The organism is Symploca atlantica LB2515 (genome assembly GCF_052546295.1).
This window is the reverse complement of record NZ_JBQWMT010000001.1, coordinates 3914035-3931365: the sequence shown is the minus strand read 5'-3', so window position 1 is coordinate 3931365 and position 17331 is coordinate 3914035. Positions and strand designations below refer to the sequence as shown.

Here is a 17331-nt window from a genome sequence, read left to right as displayed (position 1 = left end):
AAAGTATTTTTACAAATTTTTATAAAAAAACCTTTGCTTTCATGCACATGTATATAGATGTCGCTAAATTAGAAAAGGATTTTTGGCAGAGGGCTTATCCAGTAGAACGGTAGAAAAAGAGCTGTCGGTGACGGGCTACCTAGTCGTTTCGCTAAAGCGTTCCGTGCTTCTTACTTCAGAAGAACAGTAGGTATAGCATACACCCCTCAAGCTAACAGAGGTATACTCTTTTACCAACAGCCAAATTGCATACATATCTAACGAACAAGGAAAAACCATGACCCGCGCCATTATGGAAACTGACAAGGGCACAATCCGTCTAGATTTGTTTGATCAGGACGCCCCTAACACGGTAAAAAATTTCGTAGAACTCAGTGAAAAAGGTTTTTACGATGGACTTAATTTTCACAGAGTTATCCCCAACTTTATGATCCAAGGTGGTTGTCCTCAGGGCACTGGCACGGGTGGCCCTGGCTACAAAATCAAATGTGAAATTAACAAAAATAAGCATTTGGCGGGAACTCTATCAATGGCTCACGCTGGCAAGGATACAGGTGGCTCTCAATTCTTTATTTGCCACTCTCCCCAATCTCATTTAGACGGAGTACACACTACCTTCGGCAAAACTGAGGATATGGATGTAGTTAATGCTATCCGCCAAGGCGATAAGATCCTTTCGGTAAAAATTGAGCAGTAGTGCCCATTGCTTCTCAGCCTTAGAAGTGTGAAGCGCTCCTAATGTTGATCGTGGCTGGAGAAACCAACAATTGAAACTCCCCTCAGCAAGACTGATTAGCCTCTCTCAGGAGCAACTGAATGTTTTGGTAGTTCAAGCCAAAACTCAGACTGAGGGTGGTCAGATACCCAACTATATACCTCTTCTGGGTAAGGTTAATCCTAGTTGGCTGGCAGTGCAGGTACAGAGTAATGATGGTCAAGTTATGGCCGCTGGCGACTGTACCGTGCTGTTTCCATTGATGAGCGTGATCAAGCCGTTTGTACTGCTATTTTTACTAGAGCAGTTAGGTTCGCAAGTTGTCTTATCTCGTGTAGGAATCGACTCTTCTGAGAAGCCTTTCAATTCTTTAGCACAGTTAAAAGCAGACGGCGGTTGGCCGCGTAACCCCATGCTCAACAGCGGTGCCCTCGCGCTAGCGTCCCTGCTACCGGGTCAAGAGGCTAGTTCTCGCTGCGAAAACTTGTGCAAGTGGCTTAATCAACGCTCTAACTGCCAACTCTTCTTAGATGAGGCAATGCTGAGTTCGGTGCGTTCCGTAGGTAATGAAAACAATCGAGCGATCGCCTTGCTGTTGGCTGAGTCTGGTTACCTGGCAGGTGTAGAATCTGCCCTAGATACCTACAATCAAGTCTGTTGTTTATCGGGGACGGTTGCCGATTTGGCACGGTTGGGAATGCTGTTGGTAGATCCTCAAAAAGGGATATCCCCAAAAAACCGCCGTCTGGTTAATGCTTTAATGACCACCTGCGGCTTGTATCAGGCGTCTAACCGTTTCGCGGTGCAGGTGGGAGTACCCACTAAGTCGGGGGTAAGCGGTGCAATGCTATCTGTAATACCATCGCAGGGCGCGATCGCTTGTTACAGTCCCGCTTTAGACCAGACAGGTAACTCCCAGGCTAGTTGGTTCTTGTTGCAGCAACTTTCGCAGGCTCTAAATTTGAGTGTGTTTGTTTAATAACCTTGAGTGCAGCTTGCAGCTACTTGTGTTCCAACTCCAGAATGTATAAATTTCCCATGTTGCCGCGTGCCAAGCGCAAGTCCTGATCTAAATACGTCGTGTCTATCCACCCTTGATAGTTCAAATCTACAGACATCTCTACGGTTTGGTTATCGTTAATTCCTAATGCCTCACGCCAAGCTGTCAAATTAATATCTGGATTTTTGGGACTTACTAGAGCTTGATTAAAATTGATTTGAAGGCGTACTGGTGTTACTACCTCGAACTGAGCACAAATAGATAAGACGCCTGCTAATGATGGAGTGGCTGTAAATTCGATGAGGTTAGTATAACTGGCCTCCTCAATTGTCAGTTTTTGATAAACACCTGTAACATTCACCTCTAGCTGAGGAAATTGACCAAAAGATAAACGGTGTAATGTGGTGTTTTTCTCAAGCCCCGTAGTAGTGTAAAGTAATTTCCACAGCCCAGCCAGAAGTTCTAAGTGCTCGCTGGGAGAGTCAGTAGGGTTTTGTTCTTCTAATCGTCTACTAGCGGCTTCAATTGCTTCTTGCTGTTCGGCTGTCTTTGCTCTCCCAGCATCGGCTTCTAAAACCATAGCCAGGAGAGTTGATTTGTCATCAGCAGAGTTTTTGGACATATTGAATATTGAGCTTTTACTGTTGAGATTAATCAATTTCGCCAACAGTATTTGAGGGCGACTAGATATTATAATGCCCGGAGTATCATCTTTAAATCTTTAAATAAGGGAGTAGGAGCAAAAGCGACGGCAGCATCAGGTAATACTGTTCCTAGAGTCATAAAGGTTAAACCAACTATTGCCACTGGTGATGGTTTCTTGATGGATAGATAGCTCATTTCCCCAAAAAATGCAGTAGGCAAGTTTCTCTGAATAGTAGGCTACTGACGCACAATATTCAACTGTCCGCTAAAACATTGGGTTTGATTGATTAATGCTGGACTCCGCAACTGAGAATCTATACCATATTTGCCATCAGTTTCTCACACAAAGTCCTCAGCAACGTTTGGTAATCTTGCAAAATCTAGGCCTAGGAAGATACGCTTTTTTAAGCCAAATGCCGCTAACTGAAGCAAATATAGCTTGTGTGATGCGTTTTTTCAGAACACCAAATCAGGTCAAATTTCCTAATCTCAAGGGAGCTGAATTATCCAGCTTAGTTTTGGATGGTGTGAACTTTATCCGTGGAGATTTAACAGGAGCCACTCTCCAAGGTAGCAGCTTGCGAGAAGCCGACTTAATTTTTGCCAATTTCACTCAAGCAGACTTAAGAAATGCCGATTTGAGAGGTGCAAGCCTCAATGAAACTATTTGGTTAGGCGCGTTAGTAGCAGGGTGTAATTTTGGTACAGGAATTGGCTTGTCACCTAGGCAGCGCACAGAACTTGAAATTCAGGGTGGCAGGTTTGAGTCTTTCCCTAATGTAAATTAATAGAGTTCGTATTTCAGAAGTGTACAGGGTATAGAACCGTTATAAACCGGAAAGCGACGCGAGGCTTTGAGTCCAACTCGCTTTGCCAGTTCTTTATTGCCAGTTAAAACGAAAGCTGTCCAACCCTTGAAGCGTTGTTTCAAGACATCACCCAGTAGCTTGTATAAATCTCCAAGTTCTTGAGTATTACCTAAACGTTCTCCATAGGGAGGATTGCAGATAATAATACCTTCCTCTGCTGGTACTTCTAGCTGCGATAGCTCAGTTTGCTTAAATCTTACCTGTTCAGCAACTTCACATTGTTGAGCATTAAGACGAGCTTGCTCCAGGATATCAGGATCGCGATCGCTACCGACAATTGGTGCCTTCAGTTCTGAAATTTGGCTGTTTTTGGCCTCCCTTAACAACTGTTGCCAGAGATGTTTGTCAAAATCGGGCCAGGATTCAAAGCCAAAGTGATTACGAAACAATCCAGGAGCAATATTTAACGCTTTTAAACTCGCTTCCAAAGGTATAGTTCCAGAACCACAAAAAGGGTCTAAAAAAGGCTTACTTGGCTCCCAATCAGCAAGATCCAAAAGAGCAGCAGCTAGAGTCTCTTTCAGGGGAGCTAGTCCCATTGCTGGTCGATACCCTCTTCTGTGGAGGCTAGTACCAGAACTATCTAGACTGAGAACACAACGCTCTTGATGAATATGGGTGTTAACTAGAATATCCGGCTGTTGGGTATCAATGCTAGAGCGCTGACCAAATTGATCCCGTTGCTGGTCTATAATCGCATTTTTGACTTGTAAGGCAGTAAAGTGGGTGTGGTTAAGCTGGCGATTGCCCCCCGTAGAGTTAACCGCCAAGGTGTGGTGAGGCTTGAGGTACTGCTCCCAAGGAATTTTTTGCACTTCCCGATAAAGCACATCAGCATTAGAACAAGGGAATTCATGCAAAGTTACGAGTACCCGGAAAATAGTTCTTGCCCAAAGATTAACGCGGTACATCAAGGCATAATCACCGACAAAATGCACCCCTGTAAAATCAGGGCGAACTTCCCTGGCTCCTAAACTTTCAAGTTCTTGGGCAGCAATTAATTCTAGACCACGGGCAACTGTAGCGAAGTAGTGGATCATTAAACAGCAATGAGGAGTTTAGGAGTTAAAATTTATCATAAATCCTAACTTTTGCAAGTTGAACAATACCTGAAGCGATAACACCTATAGCAATCCTAGATAAATCTTAACAGGTGCCTATTTGATCTGCTGCCCATCTATGATTAACTTTGTTCTTGAATTATTTAGGAATGCTATAGATGCTCATTTGTCCCTAATCAGCACAAAGGCAATCCCTGCTCAGGCGGGTGTCGCAATTCGTTTCCGCAGCGACTCAGCTCGACGTTTAGCAATAGAATTAGTGGGGTTATATTTGAGAGCTTCTTCGTAAACTTCCAATGCTTGAGCAGCTAGTTTCTTTCGTTCGTAAACATTACCCAGATTGTTGAGTGCTGTGACGTAGCTGGGATCTTGTTTTAGGGCTTCTTTGTACTGACGAATAGCGATGTCGTATTGCTCTTGAGCAAAGTAAGCAAAGCCAAGGGCATTATAGACAGGAGCCAGGTTTTCTTGCTCAGCATCCGCGCCTTTAAGTGCTTTTTGAAACAGAACCACCGCTTGGGAAAACATTTTCTTGTCTGTATAGATACTGCCCAGCTCATAATACTCTTGGACTGTTCCCCGCTCTTGTTTTAACTTTTGTTCTAGCCTTGAGAGAGTACTTTCTATTTTGCGAGTTTTGAACACTTGGCGGACTACTGCAAAACCGGCACCAGCCAGTAGCACCAGTAAAAGGGATAGATAAATAATTGGAAGCTGATCATCCATAGTTGCTGAAGCTATCCGGTTTCAATTTTTACTTTTCCTTATGGTAAACCCCAAGCGGCGGCACGTTCAGCTAACCAACCTTCAGCTTGCCATTTGCTAATCATCTCATTTACCCGTCGGTGCAGGTGATTGTACTGCAAACCTTTTGGCATGACGACAGACAAGGCTTCACCAGAAAGCCAGATTGGTAATATCTGATACTGAGGATATTCTTGTACCCAGCCAGTGAGAAGGCTGCGATCTGCAGCAAAAGCCTCAGCACCACCCTTTTCTAAGAGAGCAAGCGCCTCTTGGTAAGAATCCACTCCTACTAGTTGAGACTCCGGTAAGGCATGGCGCACTACAGCGATTGTACTGGAGCCGTTGAGCAGGGCGATTTTTTGGGTCGCCAGATCACTTAATTGCCTAATTGAGTTATTCTTGGTAATTAACCCCGTGCCATCTAGGTAGTAGGGTCTGCTCAAGTAGACCATTCGGGAACGGGACTCATTTTGCGTCACTCTGGCAATGGCTAGGTCAACTTTACCTTCCAGAACCATTTTGAGCCGAGCAGTATTTTCCACTGGCTGCAAAACTAATGCTTGAGAATTCCCTAACAGTTCTTGAGCTAAACGTCTGGCGATATCAATTTCTAGTCCTTGCAGGTTACCATTGCTACCACGAAAACCTAGGGGACGTAGATTGTCTTTGACGGCAACAATCAACTCGCCTCGCTGCTCAATTTCTTTGAGTGTAGCAGCCCTAACTAGAGATGGTGTGATAATTGAGGCTACGGCTAAGAAGCCGATTACCCAACTGATTCTGAAGGATTTGTAACTAACCATCTGCTCAAAACTGCTAATTACTAATTGGTTAGTAGTAGTTAGCAATAACTGGTATTTTTTTTACCAATACCTAATTAATTAATACTAACTACTGACTACCCAATTCCTCATTTCCCAGCTTGATTAGCTAATTCCACCACTTTGGTAAAGCTATTGGGATCAAGTATTGCTAACTGAGCCAGCATTTTGCGATTAAGCTGGATATCAGCTTTTTTCATCTGCCCCATGAGTTGACTATAGCTAATACCATGCTGACGTGATGCTGCATTGATACGAGTAATCCAGAGGCGTCGAAAATCCCGCTTGCGTTTGCGGCGATCGCGATAGGCATTTCTTAACGCCTTCATCACCTGTTGGTTAGCCGTGCGAAAGAGTTTCGAGTGCGAACCCCGGTAACCCTTGGCTAGTTTAAGAATTTTTTTGCGCCGTTTACGAGCGACGTTACCGCGTTTTACCCTGGTCATAGCTGGTTATTAGTTGGCTGGTTGTTAGTTATTGATGGATTATTGACTAGTTATTCAAGCTTAGGCTGTCTTTCGTGCCTCTAGTCTCTTAGAGATAAGGTAACATCATGCGCACATTTTCAGCGTCACGTTCGTTTACCAGCGTCAGACTGGTCAAACGCCGTCTCCTTTTAGCATTCTTGTGTTCTAGCAAGTGATTTTTAAAAGCTTTGCGGCGTCTAATCTTACCACTGCCAGTCGCTCTAAAACGCTTGGCTGCTGCTCTGCGGGTTTTTAGTTTAGGCATGGACTAATTTGATTAAGGACACGATCTATCATATTACAACCGTCTGCTGATACTAGGCAAACTAAGACTTGTAAGAATAAATTTACGATCTAACAAATATATTGACAGCGTTCCAGATAGATACGAGCCACAGTATCCCCTGGGTTAATACTCAAACACTCTTCAAACATTTGTGCTGCTTTACTCCTTGAATTGAGTTTGTAGATAGACAAAGCTTCTTCAAAGGTTTTTTTCGTAAATAATTTGCCCTCCTTAAGCGCTAGGGGATCGGCATCAAATACTTCAAAGACGGATACCATTTCCGATTTACCCTTAACTTTAACCCGATCAATAAGCCGCATCGCATATTGATTAGCATCCTGTAAGCGGATGAAAGTCTCGTGAGAAATTAGTAGTGGTACTCCATAGTCTTTAGTCAACCCTTCTAGACGAGAGGCTAAATTGACAGCATCGCTAATCACGGTACTATCCATGCGATTATCAACCCCAACGGTGCCTAGCATTAAGGCACCTGTATTGATACCGATGCCAACATTAATGGTGGCATAGCCAGCTTTAGCACGTCCTTGGTTATATTGATTGAGTCTATGTAGCATGGCAATTCCAGCTTTGAGAGCATCATCAGCACAGCCACTGAATAGGGCCATAATCTCATCACCAATGAATTTATCAATGAAGCCACGATTTGCAATAATTGCTGGCTCCATGCCACTTAAATAGGAGTTGATAAATTTAAAATTATCTGCTGGTGTCATGCTCTCCGACAGGCTAGCAAAGTCACGGATATCGGAAAAAAGCACCGACATTTCCTTGAGCACCTGAGCGCCTAACTGAACATCCACAATGCTTTTTTTTTCTAAAAGCTGAAGAAATTGACGAGGAACAAAGCGTTCGTAAGCTTTATTTGTTTGGCGCAATTCCTCGGTGAATTTTAGTCGTTCTAGCTCTGCTTTTTGACGCTCTGTAATGTCTTGAAAAACAGCGATCGCATAAATAATATTACCTTGTTCGTCAAAAATGGGCGTTCCCCAACTCTCGATAGGAATGATTTTATCAGCTTGACGAAATTCCAGATTATCAGCGGTTGCTGTTACACCCTGGAGAGCTCTTACTATCGGTAACTTTTCACAAGGGTATAGTTGATTAGTTTGAGCAAGATAAAATTGATAAATCTCGGCAAATTGCTCGGCTTCACTTCCTAGGGGAATAGCTTTACCAAACAACTGTTGTGCTTTCTGGTTAGAATAGTAAAGTCTACCTTGGGCATCAAGCACCGCGACGCCTACGGGCATGGCTTCTAAAAATTGAGCTAATCTTCTGTCACTGGTACGCACCGCCTTTTCTGCTTCGTTATATAACTCGGCTTCTACGGTATCTGAATGTTCTGTAGTGGTCTCTAATAAGATTTCCAGATCAGCTTTTTCCCGCTTCAATTCTTCAATTTCCTGACGCAAAACTTCTATCTCCCCAAGGAGATCTTCTCTTGATAGTTGTTCTTCCAGGATGAGTCCGGACTGGAACTTTCTTGTAGTACTAAACCATTGATTGTTAAGCATACCTGTCAGAAAATAGCGGGCAAGAGCAATTTTAATGCTGAACTGGAGCAATGATTTTACTGAATAATATTGTTTGTTTAATTATTGTATAGTGAGGAATCAGGAATAGGAAATAAGAAACAGAAAACAGTATCTAGACTTACTTATTATGGTGATTATTATTGTTAATTTATGCCCTAGTTAACTGGTAACTGCCATGACAGATAAAAAAAATATTATGGTAGTTTAACTATAAAAAACTAAGCTTCCCATTCCAGTTTCAGAGCAGGCATCAAGCGCTGTAAGTTTTTTAATGACTTACTCTGCCATGGAATATTTTTAGAGCCTTGCACAACCATCTCAATATTTTTTTTCTGACGCACTGAGATCACAAACTTCGACATAACATTGATACCTGAACTGTTCAGAAATTCGAGCTGCCGAAGATTCAGAGTAATTATTGATGGTTGTTGATCAGCTACATCATTAAGCAACTCCACGATTGGTTTATAACCGTCCATACCGTTCAAGCGGAGTGTACCCTGACAGATTATGGTTGTTGTGGCTGCCTCATAACAGATGCTGTAACCTTCGCTCTTAATATTCATCATAACTGGTATTTCCGTAGTCATTTGTCACTAGTAGGTAGTTCGTAGTGTCCCCTTAATGCTTCTGTACCGCCCTTACCAATTTTTTTAGGTAGGTAGTTACAAAGAGTGCGAAACTTCTTTGCCCAAACTGGCTATATTTGTAGCTGTACCATGGTGGTTACAGCAATCACTTCTCGGTTGTGTTGGAGAGCCTCAAACTTCCAGCCAATTTTGGTCATATAGTCATTTAGCATGGTGAGAAAGCCTAGCTGAGAATCATTACAAGTCTCATCTCCTGTCTTTTCCTCTAACTGACGAATATACAAATCTGCTGGATCCGAGCTAGTTAGCTCTTCAATGAGTTCCTGAAACTGTTTAGCTTTTTGGAAGTGAATGCTGTTGGTAGTGAGGAGTACGAGTCTATCACTGTGCAAATAAAGTCCAACGCTGATCGGATGCTGTGATGCTTGCTCGTTAAACTTCATAGCATTTTCGATCAACTCATTGGCGATGAAACTAACTGCACTCTTGATTTCAATTTGCTTATCAATAATACTGCCTGAATTATTAGAGGACTCTGGCAACGAATCGTTCTCACTACCGCGAAAAAAAGTTGCTAAATACTCAGCCAGAAAGTCAGCTGATAAACCATTATTGCGCCACCGCTGCTGTAGCGGGACGGCACTAGGCGAAAATCCAATGATTAAGTATTCCTGGCTGTCGGGTAGATCTTCAATAAAATCTCCGAATATCTGAGTCATATCAGTTTTTTCTTACCTTTGTCTTTTGTAACTGAGCTATCACTACCTTTGCTTAAGCACCAGCAAAGTAATATCATCGAAAACCTTTTGCTTGCCGATGTGCCGCCTTAGTTCGTCAATCACAGCCTGCTTGATTTGGCAAGCACTATCATCGCGGTTGAGCTGAACTACTTGGCAAAGCCGTTCAATGCCGTATTGCACGCCTTGCAGATTTTCAGCCTCAGTAATCCCATCGGTGTAGAGTATGACCACATCCCCTGGATACAACTGCACCCTAGCTTCTTTAACAAAATCGGCTATATCTGGCTCTAGGCCAACCGGGAAGCCTAAATCAAGCGTATCTATCCGCTCGACGCTACCGCTAGAGCGCACCACAATCATCTCTTCATGTTGTCCACTTAAAAATAGCTGACCCTCTCGATAGTCTAGTAACGAAAGGGTCAGATTTTTTTGAGAATTCATTCGCTGCACATTTTGATAAATTGTCTGATTTAGCACATTTAAAAATTTAGTGTGATCAGTTTCATTGCCTGCTAGCAAGGTACGCACTGCTGTTTGTACCATGATCATTAATACGCAGCTTTCTAAACCATGTCCGGTGACATCACCAATACCGATTTTCACCAACCCGTTGTGCTTAAGTACGTCGTAGTAATCACCACCTACTTCTTCTGCGGGTTCCATAAAACCAGCAATCTCTAACCCCGGAATTTGATTGAGTTCTTCCTCTTTCGGCAATAACATCTGTTGCAATCGGCGTGTGATATCTAGCTCAGCCGCTAGGCGTAGATTTTCCGCTTGGAGGCGCTGATTTAAAACTGTGATTTCCCGGTTAGCCTGGGCTAGTGCTTCTTCGGCTTGCTTGCGCTCCGAAATGTCTCGAAAGGTACTAGTGTAAAAAGAGCTGCCTCTTAACTTCGCTTCAGTCACAGTGGCTTCCAAAGGAAAATTGGAACCATCAGCACGACGTCCCACCAGCTCATGCCGTCCGACTTGTAGCAAACTATTGAGCAAGGCACTACCATCGAGGAATTGGCAAGCTTGCCACTCCAAAAGCATCAGAATAGGCATCCCCAATAACTCCGTCCGGGAATAGCCAAAAATTGACTCAGCGCTGGGATTGGCGGTAATGATTTCTAGTTGTGGGTGAGTGAAGGTGAGAATTGCATCGGTTGCCGTTTTGACAATTGCCTCTGTCTTCATTACTGCTTCTTCCAGAGCTTGCATCACCAGGTTGTAGCGCTGCGCAATGAGACCAACCTCCGTAAATGGTTCTACCGGAACCTGTAAGCTTAGATCTTGGGTCTTTGCCTGATAATCCATCACTTTGAACAGGTCATAGATTTCCGTTTTCGCTCGATGCTCGGAAATATTGAGCCCAACTTGTTCAGCCTCTAGTGAGACGCGCAACGGGAAGAAACGATTAGTGATGCGTAACAAGAGCCAAGTCAGACCAAAAGCCCAAATAAAACCAACTAGAACCCCCAATAGCTGTACCAATAGTTGGTCACCTTTACTTAAACCTGTATCGAGCAGTTCTGCGTGACCGAACAAAGCTACCGCCAATGTGCCCCAAATACCACCTCCTCCGTGTACCGCCACGGCATCAACAGCATCATCAACGCGCCAACGCTCTAACATAGAAGACGTCAACAACATTACAGCGCCACCAATCGCACCGATGAATGCGGCTTCCGGTGTAGTAACCGCATGGCAAGAAGCCGTAATTGATACCAGTCCAGCTAGTGACCCATTGATCAGTAATTCTACTTCCGGAACCTTGCGCTGCCGCCAGCCAATAACCAAAGCACTAATCAGGCCCGCTGCACCAGCAATTAAGGTATGCACAATAATTCCAGCCACCTGATCATTGAAAGCTAAGGCACTACCGCCGTTAAAGCCAAACCAGCCAATCCACAACAGCATTGCCCCCATCACCGAAAGTGGTAGGTTAGAGCCATGGATCTTGCGCGGTCGTCCCTCAGTGGGGAACCTACCTGTACGCGGTCCAATAACTAGCAAGGCTGCTAAGGAAACCCAGCCGCCGACGCTGTGAACGACAGTAGAACCAGCAAAATCAACAAAACCTAGCTGACCTAACCAGCCAGTCAAAGTCTCGCTATCATAGCTAGCGCGGTTCCAAGCCCAATGACCAAATAGGGGATAAATTAGATTAGAGACTAAGAGGGCACTGATCAGATAGGCTCTGAAACTCATGCGCTCTGCCACAGCCCCTGAAACGATAGTGGTAGCTGTGCTGCAAAACATTGCTTGGAACAAAAAGAAGGCAGCTAGCTTGGGAGAGGAGTCGATAGTCAGGAAAAAGCCGTCAGAGCCGAGCCAACCGGCCCAAGAGCTACCAAACATCAAGGCATAGCCCAAGACCCAAAAAGAGGCTACCGATAGACCAAAATCCGTCAAGTTTTTGACGGCAACATTAATGCTATTCTTAGACCGTGTTAGCCCTGACTCTAGGCACATAAACCCTGGCTGCATCAGAAAGACTAGCCAAGAACAAGCTAGGAGCCACAAAGTATCAATCTGCTGCACGCCTGCCACCTACGGAAAAATTTACTTTTGTTAATAGCTCTGTGATACTTCTAAATTACAAGTAAGCACCAGCAAATTCCGTAAAAGGAATGTCCTTTGCTCAACCAGCGAAGACTCAAAGACCACTTAATAGTTTCATCCTGCTGTATTGAGGGCTAACATTATTCGTGCCACAGGCTTGCCCTAGGGTGTATTCAAGATGGTGCCACCATTGGCAACATGCTCAGCAGTAATCCCGCCGATCTGGATTATGTTTGCTTCACTGTCTCTGATCTGGCTGGTGCTAAGGTTGGCACAAATGCTGCAGACACCGTTAAGGAAATTGCCCTAGAACTCAGTGGCAAATCACCCATAATCATCCTGCGCGACGCAGACATCTAGAATGCTGCTAATGTCTCAAGTATCAGAGCAATTGCACTAAGCCTTTTTTGCCTCAATCGTCATGCTTCTATGACAATCCCTCAGAGATTTCTCTCTAACGAGATTGACAAACTGCTTTCTCCTATCTAATGAAACCGCCTCCTTGACAAGGAGTAGGGAAAATTCATTTTTTTCTCTAATTGATGAATTCTCCCTACCTTGGCAAGGGGGGAAGTTAAGAAAAATCCTGCTCCCTCTCCTTAATAAAGAGAGGGCTGGGCAGGGGTATAAACGCCCCTTAGCTTCTGAGACTAACACCGAATTTTTCTAGCAGAGCTTCTCGGACTTTTTGATGTAATGGCTCGACTTCTTGGTCTGTGAGAGTGCGATCTCCTGCTCGGTAAACTAACCGGAAAGCCAAACTCCTTTGTCCCTGGGGGACAGATTCTCCTTGATATTGATCAAACAATTGAACCGATTCCAGTAATTTCCCGGCAGCTTGTTGTGTGGTGCGCTCAATTTCCGCCACAGAAACTTTTAAAGGCGCAAAGAAAGCGATATCCCGGTCAGCAGCAGGGAAACTGGAATAAGGCTGGAAGCGAGGAGTCAGGTTTTCTTCGCGAGAGAGAGCATCTAAGAGGACATCTAAGTCCAACTCAAAGGCGTAAACTGACTCTGGCAAGCCTCGTTCAGAGCGCAGTTGAGGATGAAGTTGTCCAAAATTACCTAAGCGATCGCCCTGCAACCACAATGAGGCAGTGCGCCCTGGGTGAAGACGCGAATCGCTGCGATTGGGCTGATACTCAACCTGGAGACCCAAGCGCTCAAATACACAATCTAGAACCCCTTTTGCCTCGTACCAGGTCATTGGTGACTCGTGTCCTCCTCTGACCCATCGACCTTGACTGGGGTCACCGCCCAAAATTCCGCCTAGGGCGTCGGCTTCTGCTAAGCCCTCTTCGGCTCGCCAGAAGATACGACCAATCTCAAAGCCGTTGAGGGAACCGTTGCCTTGTTCAAGGTTATACTCGAAAGCGTCAATTAACCCTGAAATTAAATCGGTTCGCAGAGCAGAGTACTCGGTAAACAGCGGATTGGCCAGGGAAACTTGTTTATCCTCTCCTGGTTTCACTAAAGAGTAATGTACTAACTCTGTGAGTCCTACCCCCCGAAATGTTTCTCTTAGCTGCCGCATCAAGGCTTGCTCTAGGGAAAGGAAACCTGGCTCTGTCTTGTCAGGCAAGTTATCACAAAAGTTGTCGTAGCCGTAGAGACGAGCAATTTCTTCAATTAGGTCAATTTCCCGTTCTAAGTCCCGGTAACGGTAGGGTGGAACTGTTACCGTCCAAGTTACGGTTTCCTCTGACTCGCCGCGCTGGAGTTGACATCCCAGGGCACAGAGAATCCGCTCCACATCTTCTGGGAGAATTTCGCCAATTTCTTCTGCCAACTCTACCGGACCAAGTATTTGATTAACCCGTTCCAGACGCAGCCCAATGGAGCGTGTCCAGCTAGAGGGGTCTGGTCGCGTGTCATGAGTTTTTTGAGCAGTTGGTTCTCCACCGGCTAACTCACAGATTAATGCGATCGCTCTGCGGCAGGCAACATCTAATTCTGCCTGGTTAACGCCCCGTTCATAGCGAGCAGATGCCTCTGTCCTTAGACCCTGACTGCGGGCTGAGCGACGAATTGCTACTGGCTCGAACAGTGCCGCCTCCAGCACCAAATTCTCAGTGCTTTCGTGAACTTCAGTTTCTGCACCGCCCATAACTCCTGCCAGGGCAACTGGCTGGTCATTGGCGGTAATTAACAGGGTTTGTTGCTTGAGGGAACGAGTTTGACCATCCAACGTCTCGAGGGATTCAGCGCTGGTGGCAAAACGAACACCAATAGTTAATTTATCTCCACCAGCAACAGTTTGCAGTCGGTTTTGGTCAAAGGCATGGAGTGGCTGTCCCCATTCCAGCAAAACATAGTTAGTGGCATCCACCACATTATTAATGGGTCGCACTCCTGCTGCTTTTAAACGCTGTTGTAGCCATTCTGGGGAAGGGGCTATTTTTACTCCGGAAATCACAGTGCCGATATAAGCAGGACAGGCTTCAGGCTCTGATATTTTTACCTTAAGTCCCTCAGAATTATCTGGAATAGACTTTTCGGTCAATTCTGGCAACTTCAGGGGCGCTCCTGTCAGGGCAGACACTTCTCTGGCTACCCCCACCATACTCAGGGCGTCAGCACGATTAGCAGTAGCAGTGAGGTCGAGAATAACATCTTCTAAACCCAACAGAGGACGGACATCACTGCCCAATTGCAGATTTTCTTCTTCAAAAATATAAATGCCAGCTGATTCTTTCTCTATGCCAACTTCTGCTAAGGAACAAATCATTCCTTCTGAGCGAACGCCCCGCAATTTTGAGGCGCGAATTTTCAGATCAATTGCTGGTAGGTAAGTCCCCGCAGTTGCCACGGGAACAAAAATATTTGCCCGGACATTAGCAGCGCCGCACACGATATTTAACAGTTCGTTTGCATCACCAATATTAACTTGACAGACCCTGAGCTTATCCGCATTAGGGTGAGGTTCTACCGAGATAACCTTCCCGACGACAACGCCATCTGCCATCTTCCGGGTGTCTTCGATGTCTTCCACCTCAAACCCAGCGATGGTTAGGGTTTCGGCTAGCTCTTCTGGAGCTAGAGTAACCTCTACCAATTCCCGCAACCAATTTAGAGAGATACGCATTGACTCTTAGCTTTTACCCACCTCAGCTTGCCTATTTTACCGCCAGCCTTGAGGAATTGGGGATTAGAGATGGGGAATCAGCAGTCGGCTGAAGTATAAAGGAGGTAAGGACTCAAGGAAAAGGAAAATCTCAAGTGTTAATCCGATGTAGATAATTAAAGCATTGCCAGGGCTTTGACTCAAAAGTTGTGTTAGTCTCTTGCTCCAAGTTTACTGAAAAAGCCAAATTTTCAGAAAAAATCTTGAATCCTGCAATTCCCAACTACAGGTTATCAATCATCAGTCTATTGACTTTTTGTTATCTTCATAAAAGCTTCATAAAACCTGGAGCAAACTTTAGCAAATTTTTACAGAAAAGCCGATGAATCCCACCTGGTATTTCCCTGTTTATACCCAAGGGAACTCGAAAAGTAGGATATCCTGGTGTTAAACAGACCCGAAGGCATACCGACACAAAGGTGGATTCGGCGGTGCGTTTCCCAGAAAAGTCAGTCTATCAATCCTGGAACCTGAAGCCAAAGCTTTAAGTTCTGGGAAGGACTACGCCCCATCGGTGACACTGAATGAGCTACTGCATTAACCCTGACTGTCCACATCCTCAAAACGAGGTGCACGCCAAAATCTGCTCGGCGTGCGGCTCTAAGCTACTATTACGCGATTGTTATCACATCACGGAAGCGCTAGGTCAAGGAGGTTTTGGAGCAACATTTTTAGCCAAAAATGAGTCTCTACCCGGAAATCCGATTTGTGTGATTAAGCAACTTCGTCCTTCTTCCAATGCCCCCCACGTCCTAGATATGGCCCGGGAGTTGTTTGAGCGAGAAGCTGAAACTTTGGGGAGAATTGGTAATCATCCTCAACTACCGACGCTACTGCAATACTTTGAAGAAAATCACCAATTTTACTTAGTACAAGAGTATATCAGTGGTTTAACTTTACATCAAGAAATTAGAGGCAGCGGTCCCTTACCGGAAGCTGGAGTTAAGCATTTCCTTAGTGAAATTTTGCCTTTGCTGAGTTACATTCATGGCAACGAGGTAATTCACAGAGACATTAAACCGGCTAATATAATTCGTCGGGAGCAAGACCGAAAATTGGTTTTGATTGACTTTGGAGCCGTCAAAAATAGAGTTGATGGAGCTGCTATGGCTGGCAATTCAGATATGTCGGCTTTGACTAATTTCGCTATTGGTACTCCAGGCTTTGCAGCTCCCGAACAGATGCAGTTGCGACCAGTTTATGCGAGTGATATTTATGCTTTGGGTGTAACCTGCATTTATTTGTTAACTGGTAAATCGCCAAAAGACCTAGACTACAATCCGTTGACAGGAGAAATGGTCTGGCGGAAAAGAGTTGATCTTAGTGACTCTTTTGCTAAAGTACTGGCAAGAATGCTGGAAGCTTCTGTTGGTCGTCGTTATCATTCGGCTAGGGAGCTGCTAAGGGCGCTAGAAATGGAGCCTTATATGGAAAGTTTGGCACAGGGTTTAGCAACTCGACCTCAGGGTTCTACTACCAACTTGAACACGAGTTCTCTATACTCGGTAAACCCGGAGTCGGTGGATTCTTCTTCGCCTTCTTCATCCGCCACCAAGAAGATGGCAGCGCAAATTCGAGCTAGACGCCAACAGAAAGAAAGAAATGCCATCTATAACTCAAGTAATCAGAAAAGCCAGGGATTTATTGGCCAAATACCTTTTCCCAATGCTCTCAACAGCCAGGGTTTTACAGCAGGAAAACCTAAAGCAATTCATAAATTAGATGCCCAAGATATTTTAAAAGCCTATGAGTCGGGTCGTCGGGACTTTACTTCTCAGAATTTGAGTGGGTTTAATCTTCAGAAAGCTTCTTTAGCTGGGGGAATTTTTCAACAATCAAAGCTAGCAAAAACCAATTTTCAAGGGGCTGATTTATCCAGCGCTGTTTTTGGTCAAGCAAGTCTAAACCGTGCGAATTTGCGAGATGCCAACTTAGGTAGGGCTTACTTTAGTCATGCAGATTTAGAAGGAGCTGATTTGCGGGGGGCAGATCTCAGTTATGCCCATTTCAGTAATGCTAACCTCAAAGGAGCAAATCTGTGTGGTGCCAATCTCTCCCATGCCAAAATTAGCGAAGAACAACTCAGGCAAGCTAAGACAAATTGGTCTACAGTACTTCCCAACGGCAAGCGTGGTTTTTGGTAATTTATTAAACAATTTT

17 protein-coding genes are annotated in these 17331 nt (G+C 44.7%); 5 read left to right on the top strand and 12 right to left on the bottom strand.

Annotated features, from left to right (window positions below; translation table 11 throughout):
• Window positions 1–277: 277 nt before the first annotated feature.
• Both ACT7WV_RS16425 and glsA read left to right on the top strand, forming a co-directional pair.
• A complete protein-coding gene (locus ACT7WV_RS16425) occupies window positions 278–697 on the top strand; it encodes a peptidylprolyl isomerase (protein WP_445103903.1) in 420 nt (139 codons plus the stop codon).
• A gap of 70 nt (window positions 698–767) precedes the next feature.
• Window positions 768–1694: a glutaminase A gene (gene glsA, locus ACT7WV_RS16420; RefSeq protein ID WP_445103902.1), complete on the top strand. Its 927-nt coding sequence runs from the start codon at window positions 768–770 to the stop codon at window positions 1692–1694.
• 22 nt (window positions 1695–1716) lie between these two features.
• Here the strand turns inward: glsA and ACT7WV_RS16415 are convergent, their stop codons facing one another.
• Complete coding sequence (locus ACT7WV_RS16415) at window positions 1717–2337, bottom strand: PAP/fibrillin family protein (protein WP_445103901.1); 621 nt, start codon at window positions 2335–2337, stop codon at window positions 1717–1719.
• A 68-nt stretch (window positions 2338–2405) separates the two neighbouring features.
• Window positions 2406–2555 carry a hypothetical protein gene (locus ACT7WV_RS16410; RefSeq protein WP_445103900.1) on the bottom strand — a complete coding sequence of 50 codons (150 nt, stop codon included), beginning with the start codon at window positions 2553–2555 and terminating at the stop codon, window positions 2406–2408.
• A gap of 95 nt (window positions 2556–2650) precedes the next feature.
• Here ACT7WV_RS16410 and ACT7WV_RS16405 point away from each other — a divergent pair, with 95 nt between their 5' ends.
• A complete protein-coding gene (locus ACT7WV_RS16405) occupies window positions 2651–3148 on the top strand; it encodes a pentapeptide repeat-containing protein (protein ID WP_445103899.1) in 498 nt (165 codons plus the stop codon).
• Here the strand turns inward: ACT7WV_RS16405 and ACT7WV_RS16400 are convergent.
• The 9 genes from ACT7WV_RS16400 to amt all read right to left on the bottom strand — a co-directional run bounded on the left by ACT7WV_RS16400 (window position 3145) and on the right by amt (window position 12026).
• Window positions 3145–4269, bottom strand: a complete 1125-nt coding sequence (locus ACT7WV_RS16400) for a THUMP domain-containing class I SAM-dependent RNA methyltransferase (RefSeq protein WP_445103898.1) — start codon at window positions 4267–4269, stop codon at window positions 3145–3147. The genes ACT7WV_RS16405 and ACT7WV_RS16400 overlap by 4 nt on opposite strands.
• Window positions 4270–4488: 219 nt before the next feature.
• Window positions 4489–5016 carry a tetratricopeptide repeat protein gene (locus tag ACT7WV_RS16395; protein WP_445103897.1) on the bottom strand — a complete coding sequence of 176 codons (528 nt, stop codon included), beginning with the start codon at window positions 5014–5016 and terminating at the stop codon, window positions 4489–4491.
• A 38-nt stretch (window positions 5017–5054) separates the two neighbouring features.
• Window positions 5055–5840: a transporter substrate-binding domain-containing protein gene (locus tag ACT7WV_RS16390; protein ID WP_445103896.1), complete on the bottom strand. Its 786-nt coding sequence runs from the start codon at window positions 5838–5840 to the stop codon at window positions 5055–5057.
• A 107-nt stretch (window positions 5841–5947) separates the two neighbouring features.
• A complete protein-coding gene (gene rplT / locus ACT7WV_RS16385) occupies window positions 5948–6304 on the bottom strand; it encodes a 50S ribosomal protein L20 (RefSeq protein WP_445103895.1) in 357 nt (118 codons plus the stop codon).
• 88 nt (window positions 6305–6392) lie between these two features.
• Complete coding sequence (gene rpmI, locus ACT7WV_RS16380) at window positions 6393–6590, bottom strand: 50S ribosomal protein L35 (protein ID WP_445103894.1); 198 nt, start codon at window positions 6588–6590, stop codon at window positions 6393–6395.
• A gap of 89 nt (window positions 6591–6679) precedes the next feature.
• Window positions 6680–8197, bottom strand: coding sequence for an adenylate/guanylate cyclase domain-containing protein (locus ACT7WV_RS16375; protein WP_445103893.1), 1518 nt, complete (start codon window positions 8195–8197; stop codon window positions 6680–6682).
• Between the two features lie 188 nt (window positions 8198–8385).
• The gene (locus ACT7WV_RS16370; protein WP_445105673.1) at window positions 8386–8733 is read right to left on the bottom strand and encodes a slr1659 superfamily regulator; all 348 of its coding nucleotides are present in this window, start codon (window positions 8731–8733) and stop codon (window positions 8386–8388) included.
• Between the two features lie 134 nt (window positions 8734–8867).
• Window positions 8868–9476 (bottom strand): slr1658 family protein, encoded by a 609-nt coding sequence (locus ACT7WV_RS16365; RefSeq protein ID WP_445103892.1) that lies wholly within the window; start codon window positions 9474–9476, stop codon window positions 8868–8870.
• Between the two features lie 42 nt (window positions 9477–9518).
• Window positions 9519–12026, bottom strand: coding sequence for an ammonium transporter (amt, locus tag ACT7WV_RS16360; RefSeq protein WP_445103891.1), 2508 nt, complete (start codon window positions 12024–12026; stop codon window positions 9519–9521).
• Window positions 12027–12218: 192 nt separating this feature from the next.
• Here amt and ACT7WV_RS16355 point away from each other — a divergent pair, with 192 nt between their 5' ends.
• On the top strand, window positions 12219–12407 hold the full coding sequence (locus ACT7WV_RS16355) for an aldehyde dehydrogenase family protein (RefSeq protein WP_445105672.1): 189 nt from the start codon (window positions 12219–12221) through the stop codon (window positions 12405–12407).
• A gap of 277 nt (window positions 12408–12684) precedes the next feature.
• Here the strand turns inward: ACT7WV_RS16355 and pheT are convergent, their stop codons facing one another.
• Entirely contained in the window at window positions 12685–15132 is a 2448-nt protein-coding gene (gene pheT / locus ACT7WV_RS16350) for a phenylalanine--tRNA ligase subunit beta (RefSeq protein WP_445103890.1), read from the bottom strand.
• Between the two features lie 563 nt (window positions 15133–15695).
• On the opposite strand from pheT, the gene ACT7WV_RS16345 reads away from it, so the two are divergent.
• Window positions 15696–17315, top strand: coding sequence for a serine/threonine-protein kinase (locus tag ACT7WV_RS16345; protein ID WP_445103889.1), 1620 nt, complete (start codon window positions 15696–15698; stop codon window positions 17313–17315).
• Window positions 17316–17331: the final 16 nt, after the last annotated feature.